This window comes from Cellulomonas sp., from assembly GCF_015234515.1.
Classification (GTDB): Bacteria; Actinomycetota; Actinomycetes; order Actinomycetales; family Cellulomonadaceae; genus Cellulomonas.
Map to the genome: position 1 here is coordinate 105194 of NZ_JADGMY010000023.1, position 15641 is coordinate 120834.

General features: G+C 74.8%; 15 protein-coding genes. 7 read left to right on the forward strand and 8 right to left on the reverse strand.

What is annotated here, in order from left to right; all coding sequences use genetic code 11:
* Positions 1 to 76 precede the first annotated feature (76 nt).
* Genes IR158_RS09460 through IR158_RS09475 form a run of 4 tightly spaced genes read left to right on the forward strand, consistent with a single transcriptional unit; the run spans position 77 to position 3072 of the window.
* A complete protein-coding gene (locus IR158_RS09460; protein ID WP_291812361.1) occupies positions 77 to 1003 on the forward strand; it encodes a metal ABC transporter substrate-binding protein in 927 nt (308 codons plus the stop codon).
* A complete protein-coding gene (locus IR158_RS09465; protein WP_291812363.1) occupies positions 1000 to 1734 on the forward strand; it encodes a metal ABC transporter ATP-binding protein in 735 nt (244 codons plus the stop codon). Before IR158_RS09460 ends, IR158_RS09465 begins: the two co-directional genes overlap by 4 nt.
* Positions 1731 to 2603 (forward strand): metal ABC transporter permease, encoded by an 873-nt coding sequence (locus tag IR158_RS09470; protein WP_291812365.1) that lies wholly within the window; start codon positions 1731 to 1733, stop codon positions 2601 to 2603. Before IR158_RS09465 ends, IR158_RS09470 begins: the two co-directional genes overlap by 4 nt.
* A gap of 28 nt (positions 2604 to 2631) precedes the next feature.
* Positions 2632 to 3072 (forward strand): nitroreductase family deazaflavin-dependent oxidoreductase, encoded by a 441-nt coding sequence (locus IR158_RS09475; protein ID WP_291812367.1) that lies wholly within the window; start codon positions 2632 to 2634, stop codon positions 3070 to 3072.
* A gap of 87 nt (positions 3073 to 3159) precedes the next feature.
* On the opposite strand, the gene IR158_RS09480 is transcribed toward IR158_RS09475, so the two are convergent.
* From IR158_RS09480 to IR158_RS09490, 3 genes are all read right to left on the reverse strand, one after another.
* Positions 3160 to 4626, reverse strand: coding sequence for a flotillin family protein (locus IR158_RS09480; RefSeq protein WP_291812369.1), 1467 nt, complete (start codon positions 4624 to 4626; stop codon positions 3160 to 3162).
* Between the two features lie 68 nt (positions 4627 to 4694).
* Complete coding sequence (locus IR158_RS09485; protein WP_291812371.1) at positions 4695 to 5162, reverse strand: NfeD family protein; 468 nt, start codon at positions 5160 to 5162, stop codon at positions 4695 to 4697.
* Positions 5163 to 5192: 30 nt separating this feature from the next.
* Positions 5193 to 6707: an amino acid permease gene (locus tag IR158_RS09490; RefSeq protein WP_291812373.1), complete on the reverse strand. Its 1515-nt coding sequence runs from the start codon at positions 6705 to 6707 to the stop codon at positions 5193 to 5195.
* Between the two features lie 147 nt (positions 6708 to 6854).
* On the opposite strand from IR158_RS09490, the gene IR158_RS09495 reads away from it, so the two are divergent.
* Both IR158_RS09495 and IR158_RS09500 read left to right on the forward strand, forming a co-directional pair.
* Positions 6855 to 7373 carry a hypothetical protein gene (locus tag IR158_RS09495; RefSeq protein WP_291812375.1) on the forward strand — a complete coding sequence of 173 codons (519 nt, stop codon included), beginning with the start codon at positions 6855 to 6857 and terminating at the stop codon, positions 7371 to 7373.
* Between the two features lie 96 nt (positions 7374 to 7469).
* A complete protein-coding gene (locus tag IR158_RS09500) occupies positions 7470 to 8219 on the forward strand; it encodes an HNH endonuclease family protein (protein ID WP_366928428.1) in 750 nt (249 codons plus the stop codon).
* Between the two features lies 1 nt (position 8220).
* Here IR158_RS09500 and IR158_RS09505 read toward each other — a convergent pair whose 3' ends face one another.
* The 3 genes from IR158_RS09505 to IR158_RS09515 all read right to left on the reverse strand — a co-directional run bounded on the left by IR158_RS09505 (position 8221) and on the right by IR158_RS09515 (position 10655).
* On the reverse strand, positions 8221 to 9078 hold the full coding sequence (locus IR158_RS09505; RefSeq protein WP_291812377.1) for an IclR family transcriptional regulator: 858 nt from the start codon (positions 9076 to 9078) through the stop codon (positions 8221 to 8223).
* 108 nt (positions 9079 to 9186) lie between these two features.
* Positions 9187 to 9978, reverse strand: coding sequence for a M50 family metallopeptidase (locus IR158_RS09510; protein WP_291812379.1), 792 nt, complete (start codon positions 9976 to 9978; stop codon positions 9187 to 9189).
* A complete protein-coding gene (locus IR158_RS09515; protein WP_291812380.1) occupies positions 9975 to 10655 on the reverse strand; it encodes a DUF2993 domain-containing protein in 681 nt (226 codons plus the stop codon). The genes IR158_RS09510 and IR158_RS09515 overlap by 4 nt, the downstream gene beginning before the upstream one ends.
* A gap of 159 nt (positions 10656 to 10814) precedes the next feature.
* On the opposite strand from IR158_RS09515, the gene IR158_RS09520 reads away from it, so the two are divergent.
* A complete protein-coding gene (locus IR158_RS09520) occupies positions 10815 to 11228 on the forward strand; it encodes a hypothetical protein (RefSeq protein WP_291812381.1) in 414 nt (137 codons plus the stop codon).
* Positions 11229 to 11270: 42 nt separating this feature from the next.
* Here IR158_RS09520 and IR158_RS09525 read toward each other — a convergent pair whose 3' ends face one another.
* Both IR158_RS09525 and IR158_RS09530 read right to left on the reverse strand, forming a co-directional pair.
* Positions 11271 to 14450, reverse strand: coding sequence for an AAA family ATPase (locus tag IR158_RS09525; RefSeq protein WP_291812383.1), 3180 nt, complete (start codon positions 14448 to 14450; stop codon positions 11271 to 11273).
* On the reverse strand, positions 14450 to 15619 hold the full coding sequence (locus IR158_RS09530) for an exonuclease SbcCD subunit D C-terminal domain-containing protein (protein WP_291812385.1): 1170 nt from the start codon (positions 15617 to 15619) through the stop codon (positions 14450 to 14452). The genes IR158_RS09525 and IR158_RS09530 overlap by 1 nt, the downstream gene beginning before the upstream one ends.
* Positions 15620 to 15641 lie beyond the last annotated feature (22 nt).

The window sequence follows — 15641 nt, forward strand, 5'->3', positions numbered from 1 at the left end:
GCACACCGGGCGGGCCGGGCGGCTTTTTCCCTGCCCCCATCTTGCGAGTTCGGATACCCGAAACTATGTTGCGGCCATGCCCCACCGCTCCGCCACACGCCACGCGCGGCCGCTGCCGGCCGCCCTCGCCCTCGCGGTCCTGCTCGCCGCCTGCGCACCGGGCGCCGCCGAGGCGGACGACCGGCCCGTCGTCCTGACGACCTTCACGGTGCTCGCCGACCTCGCCGGCAACGTCGCCGGCGAGCACCTGCGCGTGGAGTCGATCACCCAGGTGGGCGCCGAGGTGCACGGGTACGACCCCACGCCGGGGGACGTCGCCCGCGCCCGCCGTGCCGACCTGGTCCTCGACAACGGCATGGGCCTCGAGACGTGGTTCGCCCAGTTCGTCGACGACCTCGACGCCCCCCACGTCGTCGTCTCGCAGGGCGTCGACGTCCTCGACATCACCGGCGACGCCTACGCCGGGCGGCCCAACCCCCACGCGTGGATGAGCCCGGTCGAGGCGCAGACGTACGTCGCCAACATCGCCGCCGCCTTCGCGGAGCTCGACCCGGCGCACGCCGACGACTACCGCGCGAACGCCGCCGCCTACGCCGCCGAGCTGCAGGAGGTCCACCAGGACCTGCTCGACGCCCTGGCCACGGTCCCCGAGCCGCAGCGCGCGCTGGTCACCTGCGAGGGCGCGTTCTCCTACCTCGCACGCGACGCCGGCCTCACCGAGCGGTACATCTGGCCCGTCAACGCCGAGCAGCAGGCCACGCCCCGGCAGGTCGCCGGCGTCATCGACCACGTGCGCGCGCACGACGTGCCCGCCGTGTTCTGCGAGTCCACCGTGTCCGACGCCCCCATGCGGCAGGTCGCCGAGGCCACCGACGCCGTCCTGGGTGGCACGCTCTACGTCGACTCGCTGTCCGAGCCGGACGGCCCCGTGCCCACCTACCTCGACCTGCTGCGGCACGACGTGCGCGTGATCGTCGACGGCCTCACCGGTCGCGCGTCGTGACCCCGGCGCTCGAGGTCCGCGACCTGCGCGTGAGCTACGGGGACGTGCGCGCGCTCGACGGCGTGGACCTCACCGTCGCGCACGGGCGGGTGTGCGGGCTCGTGGGCGTCAACGGGTCCGGCAAGTCCACGCTCTTCAAGGCCGTCATGGGCGTCGTGCGCGCCGAGACGGGCAGCGTCCTGGTCGACGGCACCGACCCCGACACGGCCCGCCGACGCGGCACCGTCGGCTACGTCCCCCAGAGCGAGGACGTCGACCCGACGTTCCCGCTGTCGGTGCGCGACGTCGTCATGACGGGCCGCTACGGCCGGCTCGGACCAACCCGTCGGCCCCGGCGCGAGGACCACGCGGCCGTCGACGACGCCCTGGCGCGCGTCGGGCTGGGCGACCTGGCGGACCGCCAGATCGGCCGTCTGTCCGGTGGCCAGCGCAAGCGCACGTTCGTCGCCCGCGGGCTGGCGCAGGGCGCCACGGTGCTGCTGCTCGACGAGCCGTTCGCCGGCGTCGACAAGGCGTCGGAGGCGACGATCGCGCGTCTGCTGCGCGAGCTCGCCGCCGACGGCGCCGCCGTCCTCGTCTCGACGCACGACCTGCACGCGCTGCCGGCCCTCGCCGACGAGGCCGCGCTCCTGCACCGGCGCGTCCTGGTGCACGGCACGCCGCAGGAGGTCCTGCGACCCGAGAACCTGGCGCTGGCGTTCGGCGTCGGGGCCCCGGCGGTGAACCGGTGAGCGTCGTCGACCTGCTCGTCGAGCCGCTCACGTACGACTTCATGGTGCGCGCGCTCGTGACGATCCTCGTCGCGTCCGTGGTCTGCGCCGTGCTCTCGTGCTGGCTGGTGCTCGTCGGCTGGTCGCTCATGGGCGACGCCGTGTCGCACGCCGTGCTGCCCGGCGTCGTGCTCGCCTACGTCGTCGGCGCACCGTTCGCGCTCGGTGCCCTGGTGTTCGGTCTGCTGGCGGTCGTCCTCATCGGGTTCGTGCGGGACACGAGCCGCGTCAAGGAGGACGCCGCGATCGGCATCGTGTTCACGTCGCTGTTCGCACTCGGGCTGGTCCTGGTGTCGGTGACGCCGTCGCACACGGACCTGAACCACATCGTGTTCGGCAACCTCCTCGGCGTCGCGCGCGGCGAGCTCGTGCAGGTCGGCCTGCTGGGGGCCCTCGTCCTCGTCGTGCTGCTGGTCAAGTGGCGCGACCTCACCCTGTACGCGTTCGACCCCACGCACGCGCACGCGATCGGCCTGAGCCCGCGTCGGCTCGGCGCGCTGCTGCTGGGTCTGCTCGCCGTGACCGCCGTCGTCGCGCTGCAGGCGGTCGGCGTCGTGCTGGTCGTCGCGATGCTCGTCGTGCCCGGCGCGACCGCCCACCTGCTGACCGACCGGTTCTCCCGGATGCTCGTCATCGCCCCGGCCCTGGCCGCCACGTGCGGCGTCGTCGGGCTGTACACCAGCTACTTCGCGGACACGGCCTCCGGCGCGACCATCGTGCTGACGCAGGGCGTCGCCTTCGCGGCCGTGCACCTGTTCGCGCCGCGCCGCGGCGTCGTCACGACGTGGCTCGTGCGCCGGGCCCGGCCCGCCGTGCCCGCGCCGGAATGACGGGGCCGCCGGCCGGGTTGTGCAGTGCATGCCTCTCACCGGTGAGTACGCCCCGAGCCCCAGCGACTGGTCCCGTCAGCAGGCCGAGCTCTACGAGTCGTCCGGCGGCACGCAGGGCACGACCCTCGAGGGTCGCCCCGTCATCGTCCTGACCACGCTCGGCGCGAAGAGCGGCAAGCTGCGCAAGACCCCCCTCATGCGCGTCGAGCACGACGGCGAGTACGCGGTCGTCGCGTCCAAGGGCGGTGCGCCGGAGCACCCCACGTGGTTCCACAACCTCGTGGCGAACCCGCGCGTCGAGCTGCAGGACGGCGCCGTGAAGAAGGACTACGACGCGCGCCTGGTCACGGGTGACGAGCGCGCCGCCTGGTGGCAGCGGGCCGTCGCGACGTGGCCCGCGTACGACGAGTACCAGACGAGGACGGACCGCGAGATCCCCGTCTTCGTGCTCACGCCCGTCGAGGGCTGAGACCGACACGCGACGTGCCCGGTCCCCTGGTGGGGGCCGGGCACGTCGTGGTCGTGCGGGCTCGCCTGCCGGTCGGCCGGCGGCGCGTCAGCTGCGGTGGTTCGTCACCGCGTTGCCGTCGACCGCCCTGCCGGCGATGCTCCCGATGAGGTCGTTGAGGTCGAGCCCCGTGAGGGACTTGATGACCTCCTGGCCCTCCCCGAGGACCTGGCCGACGGTCTTCGTGATCGCCGACGCCCCGTCGGTCGAGACGACCGTGAGCTGGTCGATGCTGCCGATCGGCTCGGCCGCGGCCCGGACGATCTCCGGCAGCAGCGCGATGACCTGCTGCGCGAGGACCGCCTGGCCCTGCTCGCGCAGGGCCTCCGCCTGGGCGCGCGTCGCCTCGGCGGCCGCCAGGCCCTCGGCCTTCGCCGCGGCGGCACGCGCCAGACCCAGCGCCTCGAGCGCCTTGGCCTCGGCCAGCTGACGGTCCCGCTCGGCGTTGCCCGCACGGATCGTCGCCTCGGCGGCGGCCTCCGCGTCCTGGACCGTCGCGATCTTGTTGGCCTCGGCGACCTTCATGCGGCGGTACGCGTCGGCCTCGGCGGCCGCGTTGGCGGCGTCACGCTCGGCGTTGGCCTGCTGGACCGCGGCGTACGCGGACGCCTCGGCCGGCTTGCGGATGTCGATGTCGAGCTGCTCCTCGGTGACCTTGGCCTTCTCGGCCAGCGCGTCACGCTCCTGCAGGGCGACGAGCTTGTCCTGCTCCGCCCGCGCCAGCTGGCCGGCGGCGTTGGCCTCGGCGTTCGCGCGGTCCGTCTCGGCCTTGATGGTCGCCTGCTTCAGCGCGAGGTCACGCTGCCGCTCGGCGATCGCCTCCATCGCCACGATCTTGGCGAACTCGGAGACCTGCTGCGCCTCGGCCTCCTTGACCTCGGCGACCTGACGGGCGCGGGCGGCCTCGGCGCGGCCCAGGTTGGCCAGGTAGTCCGAGCCCGGCGTCGAGATGTCGGAGATGTTGAGCAGGTCGACCTGCAGACCCTGCTCGGCGAGGTCCGACTTGGTCGAGCTGACGACCGCGTCCTGCAGGGACTTGCGGTCGCTGATGATCTGCTCGATCGTCATGTCGCCGATGATGGCGCGCAGCGAGCCCTCGAGGGACTCCTTGATGACGTCGTTCAGCGTCGCCTGCTGCGAGAGGAAGCGCTGGGCGGCACGCCGCACGCCCTCCTCGTCGCCGCGGACCTTGAAGTTGATGGACGCCTTGATGGCGAGCTTGATGCGGTTCTTGTCGACGCCCTCGACCGTGATGCCGATCTGCCGCTGCTCGAGCGAGATCGGGAAGCCCTGCTGCAGCACGGGCCAGACGAACACCCGCCCGCCCACGACGACCCGCTGCCCACCGTCGGCGGTCGCGCCGCGGCCGGCGCCGCGCCCCACGATGACCAGTGCCTCGTTGGGCGGCACCCGCCGGATGCGCTTGGTGATGAGCGCGATGACGGCGACGAACGCGATGATGAGCGCGCCGACGGCCAGGATCGTCGTGCCGTCTTGAAGGATGTCGTCCACCATGGTGTCCCGGCTGAGCCGGGCCCCTTCCTCTCGGTCCTGCGTGGGTGGTGCCCGTCCGCGGGTGCGGATCAGACGGGACGGACCTGCACGCGCGACCCGGAGACGGTGACGACGACCACGCGCGTGCCCGCGGCGATCTCCTCCTCGGCCCAGGCGAGCCGCGCCTCGAGGTCGCGCACGCCCTCCAGGCGGACCTCCCCGCCGGACGGGCCGGTGGTCGCGGTCGTCATGCCGTACGCGCCGTCGAGCGGCGGCGGCGGCGCGTCCTCGGTCTCCGCGAGCCGCTTGACGACGGCCTGCGAGACGAGGAACGCGACGACCGCGAAGCCGACGCCGATGACGTACGCCCACACCAGCGGCAGGCCCGACGACTGCGCGATGACCCCGCTCGCCCCGAACACGACGGCCCCCACGCCGGCGGCGATGCCGGAGAACCCGCCCTCACCGATGTCGAACGCCTCGAAGATGTCGCCGAAGACCAGCGACGCGAGCAGCAGGACGAGGCCGATGCCCCCGATGACGAGGAAGACGGTCACGGACGTGGGTCCCTTCGGTGGGTGTGCGCGTCAGTATGCCGCAGGCCCCCCACGTCCCAGCAGCGAGTGCCGGTAGGAGTACCCGAAGTAGATGACGGTGCCGACGGCCAGCCACACGAGGAACCGCAGCCACGTCAGCGTCGTCAGGTTGAGCATCAGCCAGATGCACGCCAGACCGGAGATGATCGGCAGGACGGGCGAGAACGGCACCCGGAAGCCGCGGGGCAGGTCGGGGCGCGAGCGGCGCAGCAGCGGGATGCCGAAGCTGACCAGCACGAACGCCGACAGCGTGCCGATGTTGATCATCTCCTCGAGCAGCTCGACCTCCGAGAGCCCGGCGATGAGCGCGACGACCACCCCTGCGCCGACCTGCAGCCACAGCGGCGTGCCGAAGCGCTGGGACGTGCGGGACATGCCGCGCGGCAGCAGCCCGTCGCGGCTCATCGCGAACACGACGCGCGTCAGGCCGAGCAGCAGCACCATCAGCACGCTCGTCAGGCCCACGAGGATGCCCACGGAGATCACCCGACCGGCCCAGTCAGCGCCGACCAGGACGAACGCCGTGGTGAGCGACGGCGCGTCGGACGCGGCGAGCTCGGTGTAGCTGACCATGCCCGTGACGACGACCGTCACGAGGATGTACAGCACCGTCACCAGCGCGAGCCCGCCGAGGATGCCGCGCGGCACCGCGCGCTGCGGGTCCTTGGTCTCCTCGGCCGTGGTCGCGACGACGTCGAAGCCGATGAACGCGAAGAACACGAGCGCCGCACCGGACAGGATCCCCATGACGCCGTACATGCTGGGGTCCATCCCGAGCAGGAAGCCGGTGAGCGGCTGCTCCAGGGAGGACGTCCCCGCCTCCGCGGGCTGCGACGGCGGCACGAACGGCGTCCAGTTCTCGGCCTTGACGTAGAAGAACCCGGCGACGATGACGAACAGCGTGATGCCGACCTTGAGGATCGTGAACACGCTGTTGACGCGCGAGCTCAGCCGCGTGCCGACCGAGAGCAGCACGGTGAAGACCGCGACGATGAGGACGGGGCCCCACGCGACGTCGACCCCGCCGACCGTGAGGACGGCCGGCACGTCGATGCCGAACAGCATGAACGCGTCCGACAGGTACACGCCCCAGAACTTCGCGATCACCGCGCTGGCCAGCAGCATCTCGAGGATGAGGTCCCAGCCGATGATCCAGGCGACGAACTCACCCATCGTCGTGTAGGAGTACGTGTACGCCGAGCCCGCCACAGGCATCGTCGACGCGAACTCGGCGTAGCACATGATCGCCAGCGCGCAGACGATCGAGGCGATGACGAACGAGACGATGACCGCCGGGCCGGCGTAGCTCGCAGCGGCCGTGGCGCCGACGGAGAAGATGCCCGCACCGACCGCGACGGCGACGCCCATGACCGCGAGGTCCCAGGCACCGAGCGTGCGCCGCAACTGGCGGTCCGGGTCGTCGAGCACGGCCATCGAGGCCTCGACGGACCTGCGTCGCAGGATCCCGCGTGGTGCGTCCCCGTGCCGTGCGTCTGGTGTCGTCATGGTTCCCCCTCCCGTGTCCTGCGATCGGCCTCCGTGAGCATGACGCGCGGCGGGGTACCGGTCCACCGGACGTTCGTCCCGGTGCGCACGCTCCGCCACGGCGACGCCCGACGTGCGCGCCGTGTGCTCGCTCGGCATCGTGGGCGCATGGACGAAGCGACCGGACGGACCGCCGACGACGGCCCCGACGACCGCCACGTGCCACCCGACGGCGTCGACGACGCGACGGTCGCCGCGGTGGGCGCGGTGACGGCGGCCTTCGAGGTGGCCGAGCACGCGCGCGGCATGCTCTACGCGTTCCACCGGCTGATCGGGCGGGCCGACCTCGAGCTGCAGGAGGCGCTCGACGACCTCGAGGCCGCCGGGCACGGCGAGCTGGCCGACCGGGTGCGCGCGGACGTCGTCGGGCGCAACGTGCTGGCGGGCCGGTGGACGTTCCAGGTCGTCGAGGACTTCGACGACGGGTACCACCGCGCGTTCGCCGACGCGGAGCGCCGGGTGCGCGACGAGCTGGTCGCCGGACGACGGCACGTGTACGAGGCACGGCTCAAGGAGCGGGAGCGCACGCACGGCCGCCCGGGGCACGAGGCACTGCCGGCCGACGTGCCGGCAGGCGGCGGGCCACCCGCAGCCGGCACCTCGCCGCCCGTCCCTCCCGCCGTCTGAGCGCCACCTGACCACAGCCCCTCGCGCGGTGCGCCGTGCACGCCCACCGGCGAGGCGTCCGGCGACAGGGGGGACGAATAGGGCACGCTGCCCCCCGTGACCGACCTCCTGACGTCCGCACGCTCGGTCGGGGTGCGTCGGCGCAGCCCGCGACGCCACGGCCGGACGCGCACGCGCTGGCACTGGGTGCTCCTGGTCCTCGTGGGTCTCGCCGCCGGGCTCGGTGGGCCGGTGGTGCTCGACGCCCGCGCCGCGGCGCAGTACCCCGTCACCGCGGCCGACCTCGCGGCGGGACGTGCCGCGCTGGACACGCTCGCGGTCAAGGGCCGCGCGCCGCGCACGGGGTACGACCGCGACGAGTTCGGCCAGGCGTGGGCCGACGTGGACCGCAACGGCTGCGACACCCGCAACGACGTCCTGCGCCGCGACCTCGTCGACCTCGTGGCCAAGCCGGGGACGGGCGAGTGCGTCGTCCTGCGCGGCACGCTGGCCGACCCCTACACCGGTGAGAGCATCGCGTTCGAGCGCGGTGAACGCTCCTCGGAGGTCCAGATCGACCATGTCGTCGCCCTCGCGGACGCGTGGCAGAAGGGCGCGCAGGGCTGGACGGACGAGAAGCGCAGGCTGTTCGCCAACGACCCGGCCAACCTCCTGGCCGTCGACGGCAGCGCCAACCAGAGCAAGGGCGCGGGCGACGCCGCGACCTGGCTGCCGCCGAACAGCGGGTACCGGTGCGCGTACGCGCTGCGCCAGACGGTCGTGAAGGCGGCCTACGACCTGTGGGTGACGCAGGCGGAGCACGACGCGCTCACGCGCGCGATCGACAGGTGCGTCGTCGCGGGCTGAGTCACGCGCCCTTGCGGGCCTGCAGGTCCTCAGTGGTCCCGGCCACGGCGCCACGGGGTCCGCCCGCACCCCCGAGCCGGCGGGTGACGGCACGGGCCGCGAGGACGACGGCGCGCGCGTGCTCCTGCACGGCGGCGGCGGGCATCCGCGCAGCGGGCGCGATCAGCGCCAACGCGCCGACGACGTCACCGGTGTGGTCCAGGACGGGGGCGGCGACGGCCCGGGTGTCGGGGTCACGCTCACGGTCGTCGACCGCGAAACCGCGGCGGCGCGTGCGCAGCAGCTCGGCCCGCAGCTCACCGGGGTCCGTGATCGACCGCGAGGTGGCGGCCCGCAGCCCACCTGCGACGGCCCGCTCGAGCAGCGCGGCACCGGAGACCGACAGGATCGCCTTGCCGCTCGCCGAGCAGTGCAGCGGGACGCTCTCGGGGACCCGGGTCGCGACGCGCCCGCCGCTGCCGGGGGCCGCGCGGTGCCCCGCGATGCGGACCTGCAGGCCGTCGGGGACGGCGAGGACCGAGGTGCAGCCGCTCGTGCGGGCGAGCTCGTCGAGCGCGCTCGCCGCGACGGCCTCGATCTCGAGGGTGGACAGGTAGGCGTGCCCCAGCCGCAGGGCGCCGGGCCCGAGGCGGAAGCGGCCGCTCGTGGTGTCGCGGCGCAGCAGCTCGGTCTCGAGCAGCGGTGCGGCCAGGCGCAGCACGGTGGACTTGTGGACGCCGAGCCGACGGCCGATCTCCGCGGCTGTCAGACCGGAGGGGTCGGTCTCCAGCGCACAGACGTCGAGCAGGGCGAGTGCCCGGCGCAGGGAAAGCGATTCGTTGCGGCCCGGTCGTGGTTCGACATCGGGTGTAGTGCTCACCGCTTCACTATCGCAGACCCTGAACGCCTGTCCGGAAGCCATGGTCCTACAGGTCAGGGGTGCACACCGGGGCACACGGTGCACTTCGTGGCAAGGCGGGTGAGTGATTCAGGACACGGGCCAGGCCGCCAGCAGCCACGCCCCGCCGACCACGAGCAGCGCGCCGCAGAGCACGAGGAACGCGCCCACCCAGACGATCGCCGGCACGTGCGTGAGACCCGCGAGCAGGCCCGCGTCGGACTCGTCGCGGCCACCGCGGCGCCGCACGCGCCGACGCTGCAGCTGCATCTCCAGCACCGCGCGCGGCGCCCCGAGCAGGAAGAACCAGGTGAGCCCGGCCGCGACCACGGTCTGCAGCTGCGCCGGCGCCCACAGCGTCACGACGACGAGCGCCACGCCGCTCACCAGGACCGCCCACAGCCCGTACCAGTTGCGGATCTGCAGCAGCACGAGCACCACGACCACGAGCAGCAGCCACAGCACACCGAGCGCGTACCCGCGGGACAGCAGCCAGGCGGCGGCGACGCCGAGCACGGCCGGCCCGGGATACCCCGCCGCGACGGTGGCGATCATGCCGGGGCCGCGGGGCCGCCCGCGCGAGACGGTGAGGCCCGAGGTGTCGGAGTGCACGCGGATGCCCGACAGGCGCCGCCCGGCCAGCACCGCGACGCCGGCGTGCGCGGCCTCGTGCACGATCGTCAGGCCGTGCCGCAGCAGGTGCCACACGGACGGCACGGTCAGGGCGGCCAGCACCACACCGCCGACCACGAGGACCGTGACGCGCCCCGGCGCGGGCTGCGGAGTCGTGACCTGCTCCCACAGCCCGGCGAAGCCCTCGCTCCCCGGGGTCGGGACTGCGAGCAGCGTCGCCGTGACGCCCGCCAGGAGGCCCGCGCTCACGGCAGCGCCCCCAGGTCGACGTCCGTTCCGGACGCGGTGATCCTGACGCCGTCGGGCACCACGACCGCCTGCTCGAGCACGATGCCGGGCGGCAGGCCCTCGAGGGGGACCTCGATCCCCACGAGCCGCTCGGCGACGTCACCCGGCAGGTCCTCGAGGCGCAGCGCGCCCGCACCCAGCGAGACGTCCTGCACGTCGACCTGGAGGCGCCCGTCGACCACGCGGGGCACGAGCCCCGCGGTGAGCGGGATGCCGAGGACCTCGCCCGACGCGCGGAGCACCTGCCCGTCCACGGCGACGTCCATGCGGACCCGCTGCGCGACGACCTCGTCGACCGTCGACGTGGGCACCGTCGCCTCGAGCCGCACGGACCCGGCGTGGTACGGCTCGTCGAGGGAGACGTCGGTGGCGTCGACCACGACGTCCGTCACCTGGAGCCCGTCGAGCACGACGCCCCGGGCGGACGCGTGCACGTCGTCGAGCGAGCGCGCGAGCAGCTGGGGGAGGAACGGGAAGCCGTCGATCCGCACGTCGGGCGCGCCCTCCACCTGGAGGCGCTGCGACAGGAGCACCGCTGCGCTGTCCTCGGCGCTGTCCCGCGCGAACCCGTCGGCGACGTACGCACCGACGCCGACGAGACCGAGCGCGACGAGGCCCGCCACCAGTCCCTTGCCCATGCGGTCGCCTCTCTCGTGCCGTGGTCGGGGCCCACCGTAGGGGTCCGAACCGTGGCGCGGCCACGCGCGGAGCACCACACCGACGCGTCACCCGCTATTCCTGTGGCGTGCGTCACATCGGGTGCCTAGGCTCGTGTCACGTTCGACGGAGGACGCGCGATGATCTGGGCTCTCCTCTTCCTCTCGGTGGCACCCACCGTGCTGCTGCTGTCCGTCTGGGCGTTCATCCCGTCCGCGGAGGAGCCGCCGCGGTGGCGGGCCCGCCTGGCCGAGAGCCTGGAGGCCGTCGCCGACCGGCTGCGGCACCGGGAGGTCGAGCCGTACGACCCGTTCGTGACGCTGCGGGTCCAGCAGCGGCTCGGGGCGGTCGCGAACCACGTGCGCCGGCTCGAGGGCGACGACCGGACGTTCGCGCGCGCCGAGCGGATCATCGCGTCGCAGCTCGCGTACGACCAGCTGCTCGCCGAGGCGTGCGAGCTCGCGGGCGTCGAGGTGCGCCCCGCGGCCAAGGGCGACGCGAAGGAGCGGTTCCGCGAGGAGGTCGAGCTCGCGGCCCGCGGGTGGACCTGGTGACGTCCCGCGGCCCGCGGACGGACCTGGTGACGTGAGGGCCCGTCAGCCCGCGAGGACCGTCAGGGTGCTCGGTCCCCCGGGTGTCGGACGGACCTCGATGCGGTCCGCGACGGCCTGCTTCAGCGCCTCGACGTGGGAGACGATGCCGACGACCCGACCGCCGTGCCGCAGGCGGCCGAGCTCGGCGAGCACCTGGTCGAGGACGTGCGGGTCGAGCGCCCCGAACCCCTCGTCGACGAACAGCGTGCCCAGCTCGACCCCGCCCGCCTCGGCCGTGACGACGTCCGCCATGCCCAGCGCGAGGCACAGCGACACGTAGAAGGTCTCGCCGCCGGAGAGCGTGCGCGGGTCACGGGCGCGCTCGGTGCGGTGGTCGACGACACGCATCGCCAGGCCGATGGCGCGCGTGCGGACGTCCTCCTTCTCGTCGGACCGCACGAGCTCGTACCGGCCGTCGGACATGACCGCGAGCCGCTCGTTGGCGGCGGCGACCACGTCCTCGAACCGTCGGCCGAGCACGTACGTCGCGAGCGACAGCGCCTGCGTGTTGTCGCTGCCGGTGCCGGACGCGAGGTTCGCCATGCGCGTGACGGGACCGGCCGCGGCGACGGCGGCGTCGAGCGCGTCGGCGGCGCGCCGGACACGCGCGGCCCCCTCGGCGGCGGCCTCGGCGCGGGACGCCGCGACCTGTGCGCGGCCCTCGGCGTCGGAGGCGGCACGGCGCGCGGCGAGCTCGGCGTCCTGGGCGCCCGCGAGGTCGGTGTCGACGTGCTCGGGCAGCGCCACGATCTCGGGGTCGGCCAGACCGGCGGCGACCCGGGCCGCATCGGTGGTGTGCGCGAGCACGCGACCCTCGAGGTCACGCACCACGGGGGGCGGGCACCACGCGTCGCGCGCGGTGTCGTCGTCGAGGCCGTGCTCGGCGAGTGCGTGGTCGAGCTCGTGCCGGCGGCGGCCCGCGTCGGCGGCGATGGTCCGCTCGGCGTCGAGCGCGTCGAGCAGGTCGGCGGCCTGCCGAGCCCGCTCGTCGAGGGCGGCGTGGCGTGCGGCGACGGTGGGGTGCTCCCCCCGGGCCTCGACCACCTCGGCCTCGGCGCGCCCGAGCGCGTCCCGCTCCGTCTCCAGGGTCACCTCCGCGGCACGGACCTGGACCAGCACCTCGTCGCGCAGGAGCTCGCGGCGGCGCGTCGCGGCGTCGTGCGCGACGATCTCGGCCTCCAGCGCCTCGGCTCGTGCGGCCGCGGCGGCGACGGCAGCGATCTGCGCCTCGGCGTCCCGCAGGCCGGCAGCGGCGGTCGCGGGGTCGTGGTCACCGGTGCGCGCCGCCAGCCCGTCGACGCGCTCCGCGAGCCCGGCACGCCGGGCCCCGGCCTCGGCGAGACGCGCCTCTGCGGCGGCCCGGGTCTGCTCCGCCGCCAGCACCTGCTCGGCCGTCACGTGGTCGGCATCGACCCACGCGGGGGCGGGGTGCTCGCACGCGCCGCACACCGGGCACGGGTCCCCCTCGACGAGCCCGGCGGCGAGCTCACCGGCGAGACCCGCGACGCGCGCGGCGCGCAGGGCGGCCTCGGTGGCGACCGCCGCCCGGGCGGCACCGGCCGCAGCCGTCACCGCGGTCTGCGCGTCGGCGAGCTCGGCGCGCGCGGCGGTCAGCGCGGCGACGTCCGCGACGAGCGCACGCGCCGCGACGCGTGCCGCCTCGGCAGCGTCGGCCCGGCCCGCTCGCACCCGTGCGTCGTCGCGCTCCAGCTCCAGCCCGGCACGCACCGCCGGACGCCCCGCGAGCCACGCCCCGGCGGCGTCCGCCTCCGTGCGTAGGTCGTCGAGCACCGCGGCGAGCTCCCGGACGGCCCGGCGGCGACCGGCGAGCCCGGCCTCCAGCTCGACGGTCCGTCGCAGCGCTGCCGCGCCGTCCGCGGCCGCGGCGCGCGCGGCCCGCAGGCGCGGACGCCACGCGTCGAGGATCTCCGCGGCACCGTCGGGGTCCGCCGCTCCGTCCGCCGCTGCGTCCGGCTCGGCGTCCAGCCTGCGCCCCGGCCCGTGTCCCGACCTGCCGTCGGGCACGGTCAGCAGCCCGGGGACCGCGCCCTGCGCCGGCAGCAGGTCGACCGGTGCCGTGTCGGCCGCCGCGACGAGCGCCTTCGCCGCCGCCTCGTGGGCCGTCGACGCGTCCTGCCAGCCCGTGAGCAGCGGACGCACGGCCGCCGCAGCCCGCGCTCGCGCGAGGCGTCGGACGTCGTCCTCGTGCTGCCCCGCCGCCGCCTCGAGCGACGACCGCTCCGCCAGCAACGCGTCCCGTCGAGCCGCGAGCGCCGCCGTCCCGCGGGCGCGCTCGAGCCCGGTGCGGGCGGCCTCCCACGTCGTGCGTGCGGCTGCGGCGTCCTGCGCGAGCGCGTCGGCCGCGGCCTCCAGCACCGCCGTGGTCGCGACGACGACCTCCGCGACGCGCTCGGCGACGGGAGCCCCGACGGCGGCCTCGTCGAGAGCGGCCCGCGTCACCGCCTGCTCGTCGGGCCCCAGCGCGCACGCCCCCAGCAGGTGCGACACCGCCTCACCGAGCCGCGTGCGCGACGCCTCGACGGTCCGCGCAGCCTCGGCGCGCAGCGTGGCGAGGCGCTGCTGCATCTGCTCGTAGACCTGCGTGCCGAAGATCTTCTGCAGCAGGACCCGACGCTCCTCGCCGCCGGCCCGCAGGAACCGCGCGAACTCCCCCTGCGGCAGCACGACCGTCTGGACGAACTGCAGGCGGTCGAGCCCGACGGCGCGCTGCAGCTCGGCACCGACCTCGTCGAGCCGGGTCCCCAGCAGCACGCCGACGCCGTCCAGGCCGTCGGGCCCGGCGCTGAGGTCGACGTCCGCGGGCAGCCGCCACGCCTTGACGCTCGCCTGGGCGGTCGTGGTGCCGCTTCCGCGGCGCTTGGCCCGCTGGTACGCCGGTGTGCGGCGCACGCGGTAGACGCCGGAGGGCACCTCGAAGACGAGGTCGACGACGCTCTCGACGTCGTCCGCCGCGTACGCCGACCGCAGCCGCTCGTCCGACGCGTCGGCGCCGGCGACCTTGCCGTACAGCGCGAAGACGATCGCGTCGATGAGGGTGGACTTGCCCGAGCCGGTGGGGCCCTCCAGCAGGAACAGCCCGGACGACCCGAGGGCGTCGAGGTCCACGGTGTGCCGGTCCGCGAACGGGCCGATGGCCTGGACGGTCAGGGAGCGCAGGTGCATCAGGCGCTCCGCTCCGCGGCCGCGACGTGCTCGTGCGCCGCGCGCAGCACCTGCAGCTCCGCGGCCGTCGGACGGCCGCCGGTCACGTGCGCGACGAAGTCCGCGGCGACCACGACGGGGTCGGCGGCGGCGGTCACGAGGGCCGGGCGCGTGGGACCCGCGTCCGGGCGGTCCGGGCGGTGCTGCACGACGAGTGCGTGCGCGAACCGCTGCTTGACGCGTCGGAACAGGTCCGCGGGCCGCACGGCGTCGGTGATCGTCACCCGGACCCAGTCGTCCACGTGCGGCTCGCCGGCCGCCGCGAGCAGGTCCTCGAGCGTGCCCGTCACGTCGGCCATGCGGCGCGGGACGGGCGCCGGCACGAGCGTCGTGGTCGGCTCGGCGCCGGACAGGTCGACCAGCACCGACGACTTGGCGTGGTGCTGCTCGGAGAACGAGTAGGCGAGCGGGGAGCCGGAGTACCGGAGCACGGTCCCGGCGGGCCCGTTGACCACCTGCGGCCCGTGCAGGTGGCCGAGCGCGACGTAGTCCGTGCCCGCGAACACGTCCGCCGGCACGTGGTCGACCCCGCCGACCCGGATGTCGCGCTCCGACTCGCTCGCCCGTCCCCCCACGACGAAGGCGTGCGCGGCGACCACGACACGCGGCCGCTCACCGCCGGGCCGCGCCGCGACGTCGGCCCGCACCCGCGTCATCGCGGCGCGCGTCACGGCCTCGTGCGAGCGGGCGAGCAGGGTGCGTGCCCCGTCGGCGCCGACGGGCGCGAGCTCCGCCCGGCACACGTCGGGGTCGAGGTACGGCAGGCCGTAGACCAGCACACCCGCCACCTCGACCGGCTCCGCCAGCGACGCGACGCGCGTGCGCAGCCGTACGCGCTCGCGCATGAGCGCCGAGCCGAACCCCAGGCGCGTCGCCGAGTCGTGGTTGCCCGACGTCACGACGACCGTGGTGTGCTCGGCGAGGCGCGCGAGCGTGTCGGACAGCAGCGTCACCGCCTCGACCGGCGGGATGGCGCGGTCGTACACGTCACCGGCGACGACGACCGCGTCCACCTGCTCCGTGCGCGCGACGTCAACCAGGTGGTCCAGGTAGGACGCCTGGTGGTCCAGCAGGTCGACCCCGTGCAGGGTCCGGCCCAGGTGCCAGTCCGACGTGTGCAGCAACCGCATGCCCGGACCGTAACCGAGGGTT